Annotated in this window: 9 protein-coding genes (1 of these 9 only partly in view); 3 read left to right on the top strand and 6 right to left on the bottom strand. The window is 63.3% G+C overall.

Annotated elements, in window-relative coordinates; all coding sequences use genetic code 11:
* Positions 1–701, bottom strand: the 5' portion of a protein-coding gene (locus ABIE52_RS31890) for a sigma-70 family RNA polymerase sigma factor (protein ID WP_003945115.1). The gene continues 274 nt to the left of window position 1, outside the view; only the first 701 of its 975 coding nucleotides appear in the window; it begins with the start codon at positions 699–701; the stop codon falls past the left edge of the window.
* A 53-nt stretch (positions 702–754) separates the two neighbouring features.
* On the bottom strand, positions 755–1,486 hold the full coding sequence (locus ABIE52_RS31885; RefSeq protein WP_192712348.1) for a GNAT family N-acetyltransferase: 732 nt from the start codon (positions 1,484–1,486) through the stop codon (positions 755–757).
* Positions 1,487–1,701: 215 nt separating this feature from the next.
* Here ABIE52_RS31885 and ABIE52_RS31880 point away from each other — a divergent pair, with 215 nt between their 5' ends.
* A complete protein-coding gene (locus ABIE52_RS31880; RefSeq protein ID WP_238592676.1) occupies positions 1,702–2,475 on the top strand; it encodes a hypothetical protein in 774 nt (257 codons plus the stop codon).
* A 542-nt stretch (positions 2,476–3,017) separates the two neighbouring features.
* Entirely contained in the window at positions 3,018–8,501 is a 5,484-nt protein-coding gene (locus ABIE52_RS31875; protein WP_030536903.1) for an ATP-binding protein, read from the top strand.
* An 86-nt stretch (positions 8,502–8,587) separates the two neighbouring features.
* On the opposite strand, the gene ABIE52_RS31870 is transcribed toward ABIE52_RS31875, so the two are convergent.
* From ABIE52_RS31870 to ABIE52_RS31860, 3 genes are read right to left on the bottom strand one after another with little or no spacing between them, the layout of a single operon-like run.
* Positions 8,588–8,869: a hypothetical protein gene (locus ABIE52_RS31870; protein ID WP_030536904.1), complete on the bottom strand. Its 282-nt coding sequence runs from the start codon at positions 8,867–8,869 to the stop codon at positions 8,588–8,590.
* An 11-nt stretch (positions 8,870–8,880) separates the two neighbouring features.
* A complete protein-coding gene (locus tag ABIE52_RS31865; protein WP_192712347.1) occupies positions 8,881–12,984 on the bottom strand; it encodes a cation-translocating P-type ATPase in 4,104 nt (1,367 codons plus the stop codon).
* On the bottom strand, positions 12,984–13,409 hold the full coding sequence (locus ABIE52_RS31860) for a hypothetical protein (RefSeq protein ID WP_030536906.1): 426 nt from the start codon (positions 13,407–13,409) through the stop codon (positions 12,984–12,986). The genes ABIE52_RS31865 and ABIE52_RS31860 overlap by 1 nt, the downstream gene beginning before the upstream one ends.
* Positions 13,410–13,592: 183 nt before the next feature.
* Here ABIE52_RS31860 and ABIE52_RS31855 point away from each other — a divergent pair, with 183 nt between their 5' ends.
* The gene (locus ABIE52_RS31855) at positions 13,593–14,540 is read left to right on the top strand and encodes an aldo/keto reductase (RefSeq protein ID WP_007732210.1); all 948 of its coding nucleotides are present in this window, start codon (positions 13,593–13,595) and stop codon (positions 14,538–14,540) included.
* 2 nt (positions 14,541–14,542) lie between these two features.
* Here the strand turns inward: ABIE52_RS31855 and ABIE52_RS31850 are convergent, their stop codons facing one another.
* Positions 14,543–15,313: a hypothetical protein gene (locus tag ABIE52_RS31850; protein WP_003945109.1), complete on the bottom strand. Its 771-nt coding sequence runs from the start codon at positions 15,311–15,313 to the stop codon at positions 14,543–14,545.
* Between the last annotated feature and the right edge of the window lie 92 nt (positions 15,314–15,405).

The raw sequence follows: 15,405 nt of genomic DNA, 5'->3' as shown, positions 1-15,405 counted from the left end.
TCCCAGATGGCTTCGCGCGTGAACAGTTCGACGATGGCCTCGACGTCGTAGCTCTCGAAGCTGTGCACGTAGTCGCGAAGCAACTTCCGAGCAGCCTCGGTAGTCGGTTCCACGAGATCGTCCTCGGTGGGTCCGATGTGATTGATCTGCGCGCGAGCCCGCTGCAGCAGGCTGTTTACCGCAGTGGTTGTGGTGTCCAGCGCCTCCGCAACTTCCGACGCCTTCCACTGCAGAACGTCACGTAGAACCAGAACCGCACGTTGGCGCGCGGACAAGTGCTGCAAAGCGGCAACAAGCGCGAGCCTGACCGAATCGCGATTGACGACCATGACGGCCGGATCATTGACGTCGCCCAACGCAGAATCGGCGATCGGTTCCAACCAGGCAATCTCGTTGCGCTCGATCAAATCGTCGGCCGGGTCCGAACTAGGTGCGCCGAGGCCGGTCGGGAGGGGACGCCTCGATCTCCCCTCCAGCGCGGTCAGGCAGGTATTCGTCGCGATGCGGTAGAGCCAGGTCCTCAGAGATGACTGGCCCTTGTAACCGTCGAACCCGCGCCAAGCCCGGATGAACGTCTCCTGGACCTGGTCTTCGGCGTCGTGAATCGACCCCATCATGCGATAGCAGTGCGCCAGCAACTCGCGGCGGTACGGATCGGCAAGAGTGAGGAAATCACTGTCCAACGCCTGATCGACTGTCATTTGTTCAGACTAGTGGCCGAGCGCCCGAAACACAGGCGTCGGCGAGAATTCGATCAGGCAGGCGCCTGCACCGCAGTCAACCTGGATCTCTTCCGGAGAACGAACCCCAGTGATTCGTAGAGTCTGATCGCATTCGTATTCGATTGCACTGCATGGAGAAATGGCAGCTCGCCGCGCTCGCGAATCCCGGCAGCGACGGCACGGATCAGCGTCGTACCCAGGCCTCGACCCCGAAAGTCGCTGTCAGTGCACACCGCACTGATTTCCGTCCATCCCGGAGGGTGCAACCGCTCCCCCGCCATGGCAACAAGTCTTCCGTCGACGCGAATGCCGTAGTAACTGCCCATCTCGACGGTACGAGGAAGAAACGGTCCTGGCTTGGTGCGCTCGATCAATGCCAGAATTTCGGGAACGTCGCCCGTTCCGAGAAGTTCGACCGACGGATCAACGGAGACTTCGAGTGCGGATCCGTCCATCTGCACCGAGCCGAACTGATCCACAACGCGCCACCCTTCCGGCGGGCGGTGATCAAATCCTCGTAAACCTACTGTGCCGCCAGGACCTACGAGTGTGAGTAGGTTCTCCCAGTCCTCGGCGTCCAACTCGGGCGGATGACCGACAAACGGCGGGACCGTCGGGTCGTACCGCGCAACTCTCTCTGCCCAGCGAGCGAATTGCGCATGATGTCCGCGAAGTCCTTGTCGCACAGGATCGTCCAGCGGATGGGTGTCGACATCCGTGTCAACTGTCTCGACAAACGACGCCAGGGTCGCCTCCGTGGTCATCGAACCTCTTCCTGCCCTATTTGCCTGTGATGGAGGCGAACGAACCTCCCCGCCCACCTCTATGACAACGCTAGGAACACTTGCTGTCGTAGTCGCCGGATAGAATCAAGATGATTCTGACCTCGACCTGTATTTCCGGCGTCAATCAGGGCTCGATTGCAGATCTGCACCAGGACATTCGTCGCGACGCCTCACCAACCGGAAGGCTATTTGGCATGAGCAACTCCGACCCGATCAGGTCTGCATTCGACCAGTTGCCCCTGAAGGAGATGGACGCTGCAACGCTGGTCTTCGCCATCGAGAGCGCCGTCGACGAGCTGGCGATCTCGGGTGAAACCCTACGGCTCGCCATGGAGGTCGCGACCCTTGCGCACCTCGATCAGTTCAGAAAGAACGGGATCAAGTCCGACGAGGATCCCTACATCGTTCATCCCCTACGAAATGTATTGCGGCTGCTTCGGTACGGGTGCTCCGATGTCGAGATCCTGAGCGCAACCGCGCTTCACGACACGGTCGAGGACCGACCACACGCCGTCATCGCGCTCCTCGGTGGCCAGACTGCAGACGACATGTCCGCATCCGAAGCGCAGGAACGTGCGTCAACACTCATCGCGTCGCGCTTCGGCCACAGAATCTCCGAACTTGTTGAGGCAGTGACCAATCCAATCGACTACCCATGCGACAACACCACCGCCGGATATCAGGATCACGTCATCCGCGCGATAGCGGATCCCGCAGTGTTCCTCGTGAAGTTCAGTGACTTCGTCGACAACGCGGGAAGCGTGAAGTACCTGAGCGAGACCGTCAGGCTGAGGCTGGTCACGAAATACGAACCACTCGTGGAGCACTTCAAGCGGACTTCACTTGCTCTCGGCAACGGATTGCACCTCCCTCCCTCAGGACTCGACGCGATTGCAAAGCACATCGCAACCATCGAACGCGATTTCTCGAATACGGTCCGACCGGACATAAAAAATACTCGCCAGTAGTACCGATCAGTAATAATCGAGCAACCCAGAGAATTCTCCGAATATGCGATTTTGTTACCAGTGAGTATTCACTTTCTTGCCGATTACATTACCATCGTGATCCGTGTCACAAGTCCGAATTCCATTGCACCGCAATGATTTAACACCATATGTGTAACCGTGGTTCACGTTGACTAATATTCTTCAATTCGCCCAGGTGACATGAGCGTCGACATACTGCATTCTTAGATAAACCAGGGATTCCCTGGAAGCAGACACAATATGTTGCTGATTCGTGATTGGAGCGGTTCTGAGTCCACGCCTGCAGGGTGGCGCACAAGGCACACAGTGTCTCAGCGCACACAGCGCCTCGGTGCACACAGTGCTTCAGCGCAGGGGACTCGACGAACCGGAAGGGCAATCACTTGCCGACGCGCAACCGGGGGAAACACAGCGCATCGCGGCGTAGTTCACGAACCGGGGAATCCGGGTATGTGGGACACGGTCGGCTCATATCGCAACGTACGTGACGAAGAATCTCATCAAGGACGGTGGCAGTGACAATGTTCAAACGAATCGCAGTGGTCAATCGAGGTGAGGCCGCGGTCCGGCTGATCAGGGCTGTACGCGAACTGAACGCCGAACACGACTACGGCATTCGCGTCATTGCACTGCACACCGAGGCCGAGCGCCGCGCCATGTTCGTCCGCCAGGCCGATGAGGGCGTGACCCTGCGCAGCACCGGCACCGGTAGCCCGTACCTCGACTACGCCGAACTCGAGCGAGCACTGCTCGCAGCCAAGGCCGACGCAGTCTGGGTCGGCTGGGGCTTCGTGGCCGAGGATCCCGCCTTCGCGGAGATCGTCGCGAAACTGGGCATCACGTTCATCGGCCCGAGCGCCGACGCGATGCGCCTGCTCGGCGACAAGGTTGCCGCCAAGATCCTGGCCGAGAAGGTCGGCGTACCTGTCGCCCCGTGGAGCGGCGGACCGGTCGAAACGCGCGCCGACGCTCGTCGTCATGCTCAGTCCATCGGATATCCCCTGATCATCAAGGCCCGAAGCGGCGGCGGCGGACGCGGTATCCGCAAGGTCTGGGCCGAAGACGAACTCGAAGTTGCACTCGAGCGCACGCAGGGCGAAGCAGAGCGGTCCTTCGGCGACCCCGTCGTCTTCCTCGAACGCCTTGTCACCGATGCACGCCACGTCGAGGTACAGGTCATCGCCGACAACCACGGTAATGTCTGGGCTCCGGGCGTTCGCGACTGCTCGATTCAGCGTCGCAACCAGAAGGTCATCGAAGAATCCGCCTCCCCCGTCCTGACCGAAGAACAGTCGGACCACCTCAAGAAGGTGTCGGCCGAACTGGTCAAGGCAGCCGGATACCAGGGCGCAGGCACGGTCGAATACCTCTACCAGCCCGAGAACAAGCTCTTCACGTTCCTCGAGGTCAACACCCGTCTGCAGGTCGAGCACCCGATCACCGAGGTCACCACCGGAATCGATCTCGTCAAACTGCAGATTCTGGTCGCCAGTGGTGACGAATTGGTCGGTGACTGCCCGCCCGCATTCGGCCACGCCGTCGAAGCCCGCCTCAATGCCGAGGACGCGGACAACGATTTCGCGCCGGCACCCGGCACCGTTCAACTCCTCAAGTTTCCGCTCGGCTCCGGCATCCGGGTCGACACCGGTATCGCTGCCGGGGACGTCATTCCGCCCGACTACGACTCGATGGTCGCGAAGGTCATCGCCTGGGGCCGCAACCGCTCCGAGGCACTTGCGCGCCTGCGTACCGCCCTTCGTGAAACCACTGTCGTACTCGACGGCGGCACTACCACCAAGTCGTTCCTCCTCGATCTACTCGATCGCGACGAGGTCATCTCGGCATCCGCGGATACCGGCTGGCTCGACCGCACAGGCGCCCTGACCGGCACCACTCGTCGCGCGGACGTCGCACTGATCGCCACCGCCATCGATGCTTACGACGCCGAGGAGTCCCTCGAGCGTGCGGCCTTCCTCGCCTCGGCACGCGGCGGCCGTCCCCGCGCCAACCACGCGATCGGCCGTACCGTCGAGCTCAACTACCAAGGTCAGGCATACAAACTGACCGTCGGGCGTATCGGCCCGCACCGCTACCGCGTCGACGGAGACGCCGGCGACATCGAGGTCGACGTCGATCGTCTCGGCGACTTCGAGTCACGGCTGGTGATCGGTGATCGGCGCTTCCACGTCGTTTCCGTCGTGAGCCCGGCTCGCTATCTCGTCGAGGTCGACGGCATCAGCCACCAGATCAGCCAGGACGACGCCGGAGTGGTCCGCGCGCCGGCTCCCGCCGTAGTGGTAGCAGTACCGGTCGCGGTCGGCGACGACGTCGAAGCCGGATCCACTCTGGTCGTGCTCGAATCCATGAAGATGGAGACCGCGGTTCGCGCTCCGTATGCGGGCAAAGTGCGTGAGGTTCTCGCTACCGTCAACTCCCAGGTCGATGCCGGCGCACCGCTCCTGCGCGTCGACCAGGTCAGTGAGGAAGCTGTCACGGAGAAGGCTCCGCGAGTCCAATTCGATCTTCCCGCAGCAACTTCCGGGTCCGATACCCGCGCAGATGCATTGGCACAGCTGGAAGCACTGACCGCGATGATCAGTGGCTACGACGTCAGCGGTAAGCACGCAAATGCTGTTCTGGCCGAGTACGACGCACTTCGCAGCGCACTCGAATCCGAGGACCGCGAACTGGTACAGGCCGAACTGGCTGTGCTGACCACCTTCGCCGACATCTGCGAACTCTCGCGCAACAAGCCCACCTCGGGTGAGTCCGCGAAGGACGAATCCGTCCACAGCCCCCGCGAGCACTTCCACACCTTCCTGCACTCACTCGACTCCGAGCGCGAAGGTTTGCCGGCGTCGTTCCGCACGAGACTCGAACGGGCACTTCGCCACTACGACGTCACCGATCTGGAAGATCGCCAGGCCGTCGAGGAAGCGGTGTACCGACTCTTCCTGGCTCTGCAGCGCATGGAAGCCCAGATCCCGGTCATTGCAGCACTTCTCGAAGGCTGGCTCGTCGGCGACAAGGCTCCCGGTTGCTCGGCGCAGGAGCTCAACGAGGTTCTCGATCGACTCATCGTCGCGACGCAGGTCCGCTACCCCGTCATCGGCGACGTCGCCCGCAACCTTCGCTTCCGGTTCTTCGACGAGCCGCGCATCCGCAAAGTTCGCGAAGACGTCTACGACGGAGTACGCGGCAACCTCGCCTACCTCGAAGAGCAGCCGGACGCTGCAGATTTCGACGAGCGAATCGCCAATCTCGTCGCCACTCCCGAACCGCTCCTGGACCTGTTGGGTCGAAAGATCGGCCTCGGCAACCGCGATGGCGGCCCTCTGCTCGAGGTCATCACGCGTCGCTACTACAAGATTCACTCGTTCGAAGACGTCCGCGTTTTCGAGCACGTCGACCGCCGTTTCGTAACCGGTAACTTCGACCTCAAGGGCGACGGGCTGCATCTGGTCTCGACGGTGGCCGAATTCGACGCTCTCGGTACGGCTCTCGACGATGTCGCCACGATCGCGCAGGATGCTCCATCCGGTCGCGGGCTGGTAGTCGACATCTACCTCGACTGGCCTGATCAGCCCGCCGACGGCGACGCGCTCGTCGAGACGCTGCGCACCGAACTCTCGCGCAACGAGACGATCACACGGTCTCGCCGCGCGACGGTGATCATCTGCAACCCGAACGGGGATCCGGTCCGGTGGGTCACCTTCCGCCCCGTCGACGGCGAACTGGTCGAGGACCACATCATCCGCGACATGCATCCGCTCACGGGTCAGCGTCTGGACATGTGGCGCCTGAAGAACTTCAACGGAAAGCGCCTCCCGGCTCCGGAGAACACCTACCTGTTCCACCTCTCGGCCAAGGAGAATCCGAAGGACGAGCGCCTGATCGCTCTGGCCGAAATCCGCGACGTGACACCGCAACTCGACGACGAAGGTCAGATGGTTGCACTCCCGGCCATCGAGCGCACGCTCGCTGCCTGCCTCGACGGTATCCGTCGTGCGCAGTCCCAGCGGGGCGACAAGCGTCGACTCGCAGCCAACCGCGTCGTGCTCTACGTGTGGCCGGTCGCCGACGTTCCCAGCGAGCGCTTCTCGGTGATCGCTCAGAACGCAGCCCGACTGACCGTCGGCGCCGGGCTCGAAGAGATCACGCTCATCACTCGGCTGAAGGACCGAAAGGGCGGCGCGCCCAAGGAAGTTGCGCTGCGATTCTCCTACCGCGCGGGTGCCGGTGTGGTCATCAACAAGACCACACCCCCCACCGAACCGCTGCTCCCCCTCGACGCGTACGCCCAGAAGGTCCAGAGTTCGCGGGCACGCGGAACTGTGTACCCGTACGAGCTGATTCCACTCCTGACCGGCACCAAGGGCACCTTCGTCGAGCACGACTTCGACGAAGCGGGCGTCCTGTCACCTGTCGAGCGTCCGTACGGGCTCAACAAGGCCGGCATCGTCGTCGGCCTCGTGAACACGCCGACGCCGCGCTATCCCGAGGGAATGACCCGTGTCGCGCTATTCGGTGACCCCACCAAGGCGCTCGGTACCGTCGCCGAGGCCGAGTGCTCACGCGTCGTCGCTGCCATCGACCTGGCCGAGAAGTTGAACGCTCCGGTCGAGTGGTTCGCACTGTCCTCCGGTGCCACCATCTCGATGGAGAGCGGCACCGAGAACATGGACTGGGTCTCCCGCGGTCTGCGCCGGATCATCACCTTCACCCAGAACGGCGGCGAGATCAACATCGTCGTCACGGGCATCAACGTCGGCGCTCAGCCCTACTGGAACGCCGAAGCCACCATGTTGATGCACACCAAGGGCATTCTGGTGATGACCCCGGACAGCGCGATGGTGCTGACCGGCAAGCAGTCTCTCGACTACTCCGGTGGTGTGTCGGCCGAGGACAACTTCGGTATCGGTGGTTACGACCGCGTCATGGGCCCCAACGGCCAGGCGCAGTACTGGGCCCCCGACCTCACTGCGGCGTGCGAGATCCTGTTCCGTCACTACGCACACTCGTACCTCGCTCCCGGCGAACGGTTCCCGCGCCGCGCAGCGACGACGGACCCCGTCGATCGCGACGTGCGTAGTTTCCCGCACACCCACCCGTCGAGCGACTTCGAGACGGTCGGCGACATCTTCTCCTCGGCGAAGAACCCGGATCGCAAGAAGCCCTTCGACATTCGCACCGTGATGCGTTCGGTGGTCGACCAGGACCACTCTGTTCTCGAGCGTTGGGCCGACATGGCCGGCGCCGACACCTCGGTCGTTCTGGACGCGCACCTCGCCGGACATCCGGTCACAGTGGTGGGCATCGAATCCCGCGCGATCCCACGTAAGGGGCACTTCCCCGCCGACGGTCCCGACACTTGGACGTCGGGAACGCTGTTCCCGAACTCGTCGAAGAAGACTGCTCGCGCGATCAATGCTGCGAGCGGCAACCGTCCGATCGTGGTGCTGGCCAACCTGTCCGGCTTCGACGGTTCCCCGGAGTCGCTGCGCAACATCCAGCTCGAGTACGGCGCCGAGATCGGCCGCGCCATCGTCAACTTCGACGGACCGATCGTGTTCTGCGTCGTCTCCCGCTACCACGGCGGCGCGTTCGTCGTGTTCTCCGGTGCGCTCAACGACAACATGGAAGTTCTTGCTGTCGAAGGCTCGTTCGCGTCGGTACTCGGCGGCGCCCCCGCCGCCGCAGTGGTCTTCACCCGTGAGGTGAACACCCGCACCAACAACGACCCGAAGGTGCAGCAACTGGAGGCAGACTTGGCAGCAGCCAAGGATGACACGGAGAAAGCACATCTGCGCGTAGAACTGAACGCTCAGCGCATCGCCGTCCGCTCCGACAAGCTCGGCGAAGTGGCATCCGAATTCGAAGCGATCCACAACATCCAGCGGGCCCGAGAGGTCGGCTCGGTGGATGAGATCGTCCCTGCCGCAGAACTGCGTCCGCAGATCATCGCAGCAGTCGAACGCGGCATGAAGCGCGCACTCGCGCAGTAAGTTTCTCCGCACGTCGAGCGGTCCCGCGAAATGCGGGGCCGCTCGATTTGTGTCCAGGCCTCGATTTGTGTCCAGGCGCGCCTGCGTCAGACGCCCTCGAGCGCCTCTCCGATCTCTTCGAGGACGTGATTGTGCTGCTCTGTTGCGAGCAGATGCCCCGCTGCAATGGTGACTGCCACGGGCCACTCGATGATCTCGAAGGCGACCATCAGTCCCATCACCGCAAAGTAGGCGATCTGCTCGGGTCTCGGAACAGGGATGGCACCGACGATCGGTAGCTCCAACTCGAAGCTCCGTGCCGAACGGACGGATTCGACTACCGCGCGGTGATCGACGGGGTTCGTGTGGTCGACGGTGTTCTGGGACATGTCACGATTCCTCAGGATTCATCTCGGGTCGCCCGGGAGTTCGGCGACGTGTCACTTCCAGCAGCGACGCTCACAAGCGTGTCCGATTCACCGGTTTCCGCTTCTTTGATTTCCACGTCGCTGATTTCCACGCTGTCGCGGGCGCTGACTCCCCCGGTTCGGGAGGTGTACGCAGTGCTCGTTCGCGTCGGGATCTTGCGAATCGTCGACTGACCGTTCGCGTTCTCCTCAGTTGCGGCAATCCGCTCCAACGCCCGCGGGGCCAGCGCCGCGAGCAGCGTCGCCGCCGACGCGCAGCCCACCGCTTGGCCCCAGGCGATGGGACCGAGCGGCGTGCAACCGAGAAATTGGCTCACCACGGGTGTACTGACGAGCGTCGCCAGCGCCGCAGCGGATCCGGCAACGGTTGCGACCACCAGCGGACTGCGTGATTCGAGCAGCGTCTGCCCAAGTTGGGTGCCCACCACGGCAACCAACGCCACCGTCGACGCTCGCCGCCTCCTACCGCTCGCCCGGGCCAGAAGCCACGCTGCCAGCGCACCGATTGCCGTGGCACCGCCGCGGACAGCGATCGTCTGCCACAAGGCATGAGCGTCCATCTGTTCGGACTTCTCGGATCCGTTCTCGGACGGGGTGCTCACCGCAAGCGCGGCAGCGGGCAAGGCGTCCGTCATCAGATTGACCAGCAGCAACTGCCTTGCGTTGAGCGGTGATTCGCCGGACAACGCAGAACCGATCAGCGCGAATGCGACTTCACCCGCGTTGCCTCCGAGCAAAACCCCTACCGCTGATCTGACCCGCCGCCACAATTGACTGCCCTCGTCCAATGCGTCGGTCAGTCCGCCGACACGGCCGTCGAGGAGCACGATGTCTGCGGCGCCGCGCGCCGGATCACTGTCGGTCGACGCCACCCCGATTCCCACGCTGGAAACTCGGATCGCCGCAGCATCGTTCGCGCCGTCACCGACCATGGCGCACACTCGCCCGTCGGTCTCCAACGCTTGCACGATCTCGACCTTCTGCTCGGGTGTCACGCGCGCAAAGACGCTGCTGCCGCGGACCGCATCCCGTCTTTCGGCGCGAGAGAAGTTCTCCCAGTCAGGACCGGTGACAACATCCTCGCGTGCGACGTCCAACCCCAGTTCGGTGGCGACCGCGGCCGCTGTTGTCGGATGATCCCCGGTCAGCACGCGCACTTGCCGTCCGTCGCCTCGAAGTTCTCGAACAAGTTGCGTTGCTTCGGGTCTCAGCGTGTCCGAGAGTCCGAGAAGGCCGACCGCTTCCAACCCCTCGGAGCAACACTGTTCGAGAAATTGCGAGTCTTCGCCTGCGCGTCGCGCGTCGTGTTCCGACAACTCGCGCTGGGCGACGGCAACCACCCGCAGACCGCGTCCGGCCATGCTTTGAACGTGCGTCGCCGACACAGCATTCGGATCTCGTCCTGCTTCGGTCACGAATTCCGGCGAACCTTTGAGTGCGATCCGCCTGCCGAGCAAAGCTGCCGAGTACGGCCGCCCCGACCTGAACGGAACGAGGTTGTTCGCCTCGACGTCACCGAAAACCGAAGCATCGTCCAGAGCTTGCTGGGCTGCATCGACGACGGCGGCATCCGTCGAATGAAACACGCGATCGTCGCGACTTCCCAGGGCACTGCGCGCCGCAACTTCCAGAATCTCGCTTTCGTCCCAGCCGTCGACGCGTTCGACCGCGGCCACCCGTAGCTTGTTCTCGCTGAGGGTTCCGGTCTTGTCGAAACAGACCACGTCGACACGACCGAGCGCTTCTATCGATCGTGGCGCACGAACCAACACTCCTGCTGCAGTGAGCCTTCGCGCTGCGGCCTGCTGAGCCAGAGTGGCAACCAGAGGCAGCCCCTCCGGCACGGCAGCCACAGCCACGGCCACACCTCCGGTGACGGCGCGGCGCAGACCGGTACCACGAAGCAGACCCGCGACTGTCACCAACGCCCCACCGCCGATACTGGCCGGCAGAGTCGCCCTCGTGAGTTCGCGAAGTCTGTTGGTCAGGCCCACAGCAGGTCCGGATCGGGACACACCGACATCGGCACGCCTGGTCACCGTTCGGGCTCCGATGGCCGTGACCACGCCACGACCGGATCCGGCAAGCACTGTTGTCCCTGCGTAGGCCATGCACCGTCGCTCGGCCAGTGGCATCCCAGGGGTCGGGTCGGTCTGCTTGTCGACGGGCAGGGACTCTCCCGTCAACGACGACTCGTCGACTTCCAGCGATTCGACGCTCAACAGGCGACAATCTGCGGGCACGATGTCCCCGGACTCGATTGCCACGACGTCACCGAGTTCGAGCGCGTCGGCCGCTGTCTCGACCGTGCCGTCGTTGGTTACTCGCCGAGCTACCGGTTCCTGAGTCCGCAAGAGCCGCTGCACCGCCCGCTCCGAATGAAGCCGTTGAACAGCGGACATCGCGGCATTGCCGACCAAGACCGAGCCGACCAGGACGGCGTCTACCGGTGAACCGAGGACTGCACTGGCAGCGGAGCCGGTCGCCAATACAGGCGTCAGTGGATCCGCCAATTCTGTTCGCAACGCCGACAATCCGTCACGGATCAACCTGAACCGTGCGGGCGCTCGCACACGAGCTTCCGCACGGTGCGGTGTATGTCGGATGGATTCGGATAGTTCGCGAACGACAGCATCACCGTCCATCTCATGCCAGGTATCGCTCGGAGTACCGACAGGGACGGGCGCTTTAATCACAGATCGGGACAAGGTGTATCCGGTCCACAGTCCCGCGGCCGAACCAGCCGTGACCGGCCCCGGCCCTGCCCCTCGAACTCCCGGAAGCATGATCAAGGCACCCAATGCCGAAGAACCTGAGGAGAGTTCGACACCGCGCCTCGTCGCTGTTCGAGCAGCCGGGAGCGCATGGACAACCCGCCACGCCCCGGCCAAGTCGGTGTGGATGTCGGCACTCACGTGCTCGCCACTCGGTGGTGAAATCCCGATGCGTAGCACTGCCTGTCCCGATATCGCCCTACTCGACACGATCGCAACTGTCCGACCCTCGGCCACCAACGCCGAGAGAGCCTCGCGCAGGCCGGCTTCGGCAGTCGATTGCGCCGGATAGAGCTCGTCGAATCCACTTCGCAGTGATCCGAGCCCGTCGTCGTCGATCGTGACGGCTGCGACCCCGGCCGCACGTATTTCGCCTATCAGTGTTTCCGCCAGACCTTTTCGCACGGGTCGCACGACCACTTCGGCGCCGCCGATGCGGTGCCTTCCCACTCCGACAGTTCCGTCGTTCAGAGCTTTCCTGGCTTGTTCCCACACTGCGACGCGATCCGACTCGGCCACCTCTCGTATGTCGGAAACCCGGAGCGAGTCGTCGAAGAGGACGCTCGGATCGACGAGGACGGTGTCAATACGATCGAGCATGCGTAGAGCCGCAGAGTCCGAAACGGCGGTGTGGTGCGTCCGACACAGACCGTATGACACACCAGCAGCGAATGATTCGCGCGACATCCGAAGCGGCCGCGGCGCCGAAACCTTGATACTCGTCGCGACGGTGTCACCGCCGGCGGACACGGTAGCCAGTGCAGCCCCGGCCGCCAGCTGAACCCCAGCGATCCTGTCGGCATAACGCTCCCCCGGACCACTCGGGTCAGGCCTCGTGGAAGCACCGCGACCGCCAGGTTCGAATGACCACACCCGCCGAGAGTTTCGCGCCGCCAGAGTTTCGCGCAGCAGCATCGTCCGCAGCCCGAAATCCACGCCCAATGACGCAGGCGCATAGGTCAGAACATCCGCGAACGACGTCGCCGACTCCAATGCGAAGTCGGTGAGCGAACGGCCAAGGCGCTGTTCGATTCGCCGACGCACCCGAGGTTGATAATTGATCGCCGACGCGGCCGCCGAGACATAGGCGGAACCTGGGATTCGCGGGGCACCGAATATCGATCCCGCTGCTGCAGGAATCATCCCCACACCCGCCAACGCGAGGGTGCCGGTCCGCAACGCCACGTCACTGACAGCGGTTCGCGGAATCGTCGAACCGCCCACCAACGCGAGTCCCGACAACGCCAGGCGCGGCGGCAAAGTTGCCACCGACACCGCACGCCGGGCCATCGCTGAGAACATCAGTGAGTGGATCGAGTGTGCGAAGAACTGTGAGTTCGATCCTGTGACCGGCCGGCCGCCTTGTGGGAGTTTCCGCTCGATTCCTTCTTTACCTGTTCCGGCTTGCTCGTGCGGCCAACCGCCTTGACCTGGCGATCCGGCCGACCGCTCTTGCGATCCCATTCGTGGAGTACCAGGGCCGTGCCGCCGACTGCCAAGAGCACCGGCCATTCCACCAATCCCGCCGCACCCACGGCCGCCATCGTGAGAACCGCCGTCGGCGTCGAGGAACTACCCGCACGAATTCCGTCTCGGACACCCTCCGCCGATCCGCGTATCCCGCCCGTCACTCCACCGATCACTCCACCGCCGACGGCTCCGGCCACCGTCGTCGTTGCGTCTGCCACACCACGAACGACGCGGGTGGCTTCGTCCACAATCATCATCGGACGCTCCTATCAGCAGTCCATCGAAGAATTCAGTATTTGAGGCCATACCCAACACCGACGGCGGCAATCACGATCCGATACATTTTTCGGCGAACCTGGCGAGGGCGCGCCATCGCCAGCGCCGTGAGAGGGTACGGTGCGGGATGCAGCGACCACCTTCATCGACGGGAGTTCCACACAGTGGCGATCATCGGAAATTCGGACCTCGACATCTTCCGACTTAGCTTGGGCGGCAACCCTTTCGGATGGACAGCAGACGAGAAGACGTCCTTCGAGATCCTCGACTCGTTCGCCGAAGCCGGTGCAAACTTCATCGACACCTCCGACTCGTACACGGCGTCGGCTCCCGGCAATTCCGGCGGGGAATCCGAAACGATCATCGGGAAATGGATCACCGATCGGGGACTGCAGAACGACATCGTCGTCGCCACCAAGGTGGGTAGCCATCCCGATTTCAAGGGCCTGAAGGCCGACAACATCGCGGCCGCAGCTGAGGCGTCGCTGCAGCGCCTGCAGACGGACTGCATCGATCTGTACTACGCGCATTTCGACGACCCGCAGACTCCGCTCGAGGAAACTCTCGAAGCCTTCAATGCGTTGGTCGTCGCGGGCAAGGTTCGCTATCTCGGAATCTCCAACTACAGCCCCGACCGCGTCCGGGAGTGGCTGCGGATCACCGAGGAGAACGGTTACGCCGCGCCCATCGCGCTGCAACCGCACTACAACCTGGTTCACCGCAAGTCGTACGAACCCGAACTTGCCCAGATCGCCACCGACAACAACATCAGCGTCTTCCCGTACTTCGCTCTCGCTTCCGGCTTCCTGACCGGAAAATACAAGACCCGCGCGGACATCGAAGGCAGCTCCCGCGAACGACTGACGGCCGGATACTTCAGCGACGCCGGACTCGACGTCGTCGCGGAACTGGCGACAATCGCGCAGGCACACGACAGCGAGATCTCGACCGTCGCGCTGGCCTGGCTGCTGACTCGACCGGGCATCACCGCACCGATCGCGAGCGTCAGCCGGCCCGAGCAGCTCCCGGCGCTACTGGACGCCCCGAATCTGGTGCTCTCGTCGAATGAACTGGACACTCTCGAACGGGTGTCGGCGGCAGTCGGAGCCTGAGATCAGGCAGTTTTGAGATGAGCGCCGAGGGCCGTGTTGTTGATCGTCCAGAACGACCAACCGTCATGGCTCTCGGTGTCGCCTGAGATGTGACCGGTGACGGCATTTGCGGCCGCGGTCGGATCTGGGAATCGGCGGCCTTCCATCGGTCCGCGCATGATCTCGACGACCTCGGTGGTTTCGTCGAAGCGCCCGACCCAGCGATATCCGTGGCAATCGGCTGTCATCTCGAGGCGATTGTCGACGACTTCGATCTCCTCGACACCGCTGGCGCGACGCTTCTTCGCGGCGACTGGCGACGTCTTACGCTTGGTCGCAACCGGGGTCTCGACGTAAATGCTCGGATCCTTGACCGCGGCCAAGCCCAGCGCATCCCAACGATCGTGACCGTGCACGACGCGCCCACGCGGAATCGCGTGATGGCCGGTGCGATTACGTCCGGGGCTGTCCATGATCCACAGGTCGACCTCGGCGCGGATGTCGTCGGCGACCTCGTTGGAGGGCAACATGTAGAACTCGTGCGGATCTGCTGCCAGGTCGACGAACACCCAGAACTCGGAGCGGGTGTCGTCACTCTCGAGCGACTCGTCCTGACGCCTGGCCTGCCAGTCACCGTCGAGCTTGGACCGCACGCGGACGATTCGGCTGACACCGTCAGCGCCCGTCACCTCGACGGGATTACGACGTGAGTGCGTGAGACGGACAGCCTTGCCCCCACGCTGCGTAGCTTCGGAAATGAACGCATTGATGCCGCGGCTTGCGGTGTCTTCCATGATCGACCTGTCTCGAGCGGGTACGCCCGCATCACCGGATCGGCATCGGGGTCGAGCATTGAGCGAAATCCCGGCCTTTACTTCGATCGTGT

It is taken from the genome of Rhodococcus sp. OAS809, from assembly GCF_040546695.1.
GTDB lineage: Bacteria > Actinomycetota > Actinomycetes > Mycobacteriales > Mycobacteriaceae > Rhodococcus_F > Rhodococcus_F qingshengii.
This window is presented reverse-complemented; position numbering and strand designations above follow the sequence as displayed.

Bases quoted from the DNA above. Each gene is read 5' to 3' on its own strand.
- ABIE52_RS31885 (WP_192712348.1), bottom strand. From the start codon at position 1,486: ATGACCACGGAGGCGACCCTGGCGTCGTTTGTCGAGACAGTTGACACG.
- ABIE52_RS31880 (WP_238592676.1), top strand. From the start codon at position 1,702: ATGAGCAACTCCGACCCGATCAGGTCTGCATTCGACCAGTTGCCCCTG.
- ABIE52_RS31875 (WP_030536903.1), top strand. From the start codon at position 3,018: ATGTTCAAACGAATCGCAGTGGTCAATCGAGGTGAGGCCGCGGTCCGG.
- ABIE52_RS31870 (WP_030536904.1), bottom strand. From the start codon at position 8,869: ATGTCCCAGAACACCGTCGACCACACGAACCCCGTCGATCACCGCGCG.
- ABIE52_RS31865 (WP_192712347.1), bottom strand. From the start codon at position 12,984: ATGTTCTCAGCGATGGCCCGGCGTGCGGTGTCGGTGGCAACTTTGCCG.
- ABIE52_RS31860 (WP_030536906.1), bottom strand. From the start codon at position 13,409: ATGATGATTGTGGACGAAGCCACCCGCGTCGTTCGTGGTGTGGCAGAC.
- ABIE52_RS31850 (WP_003945109.1), bottom strand. From the start codon at position 15,313: ATGGAAGACACCGCAAGCCGCGGCATCAATGCGTTCATTTCCGAAGCT.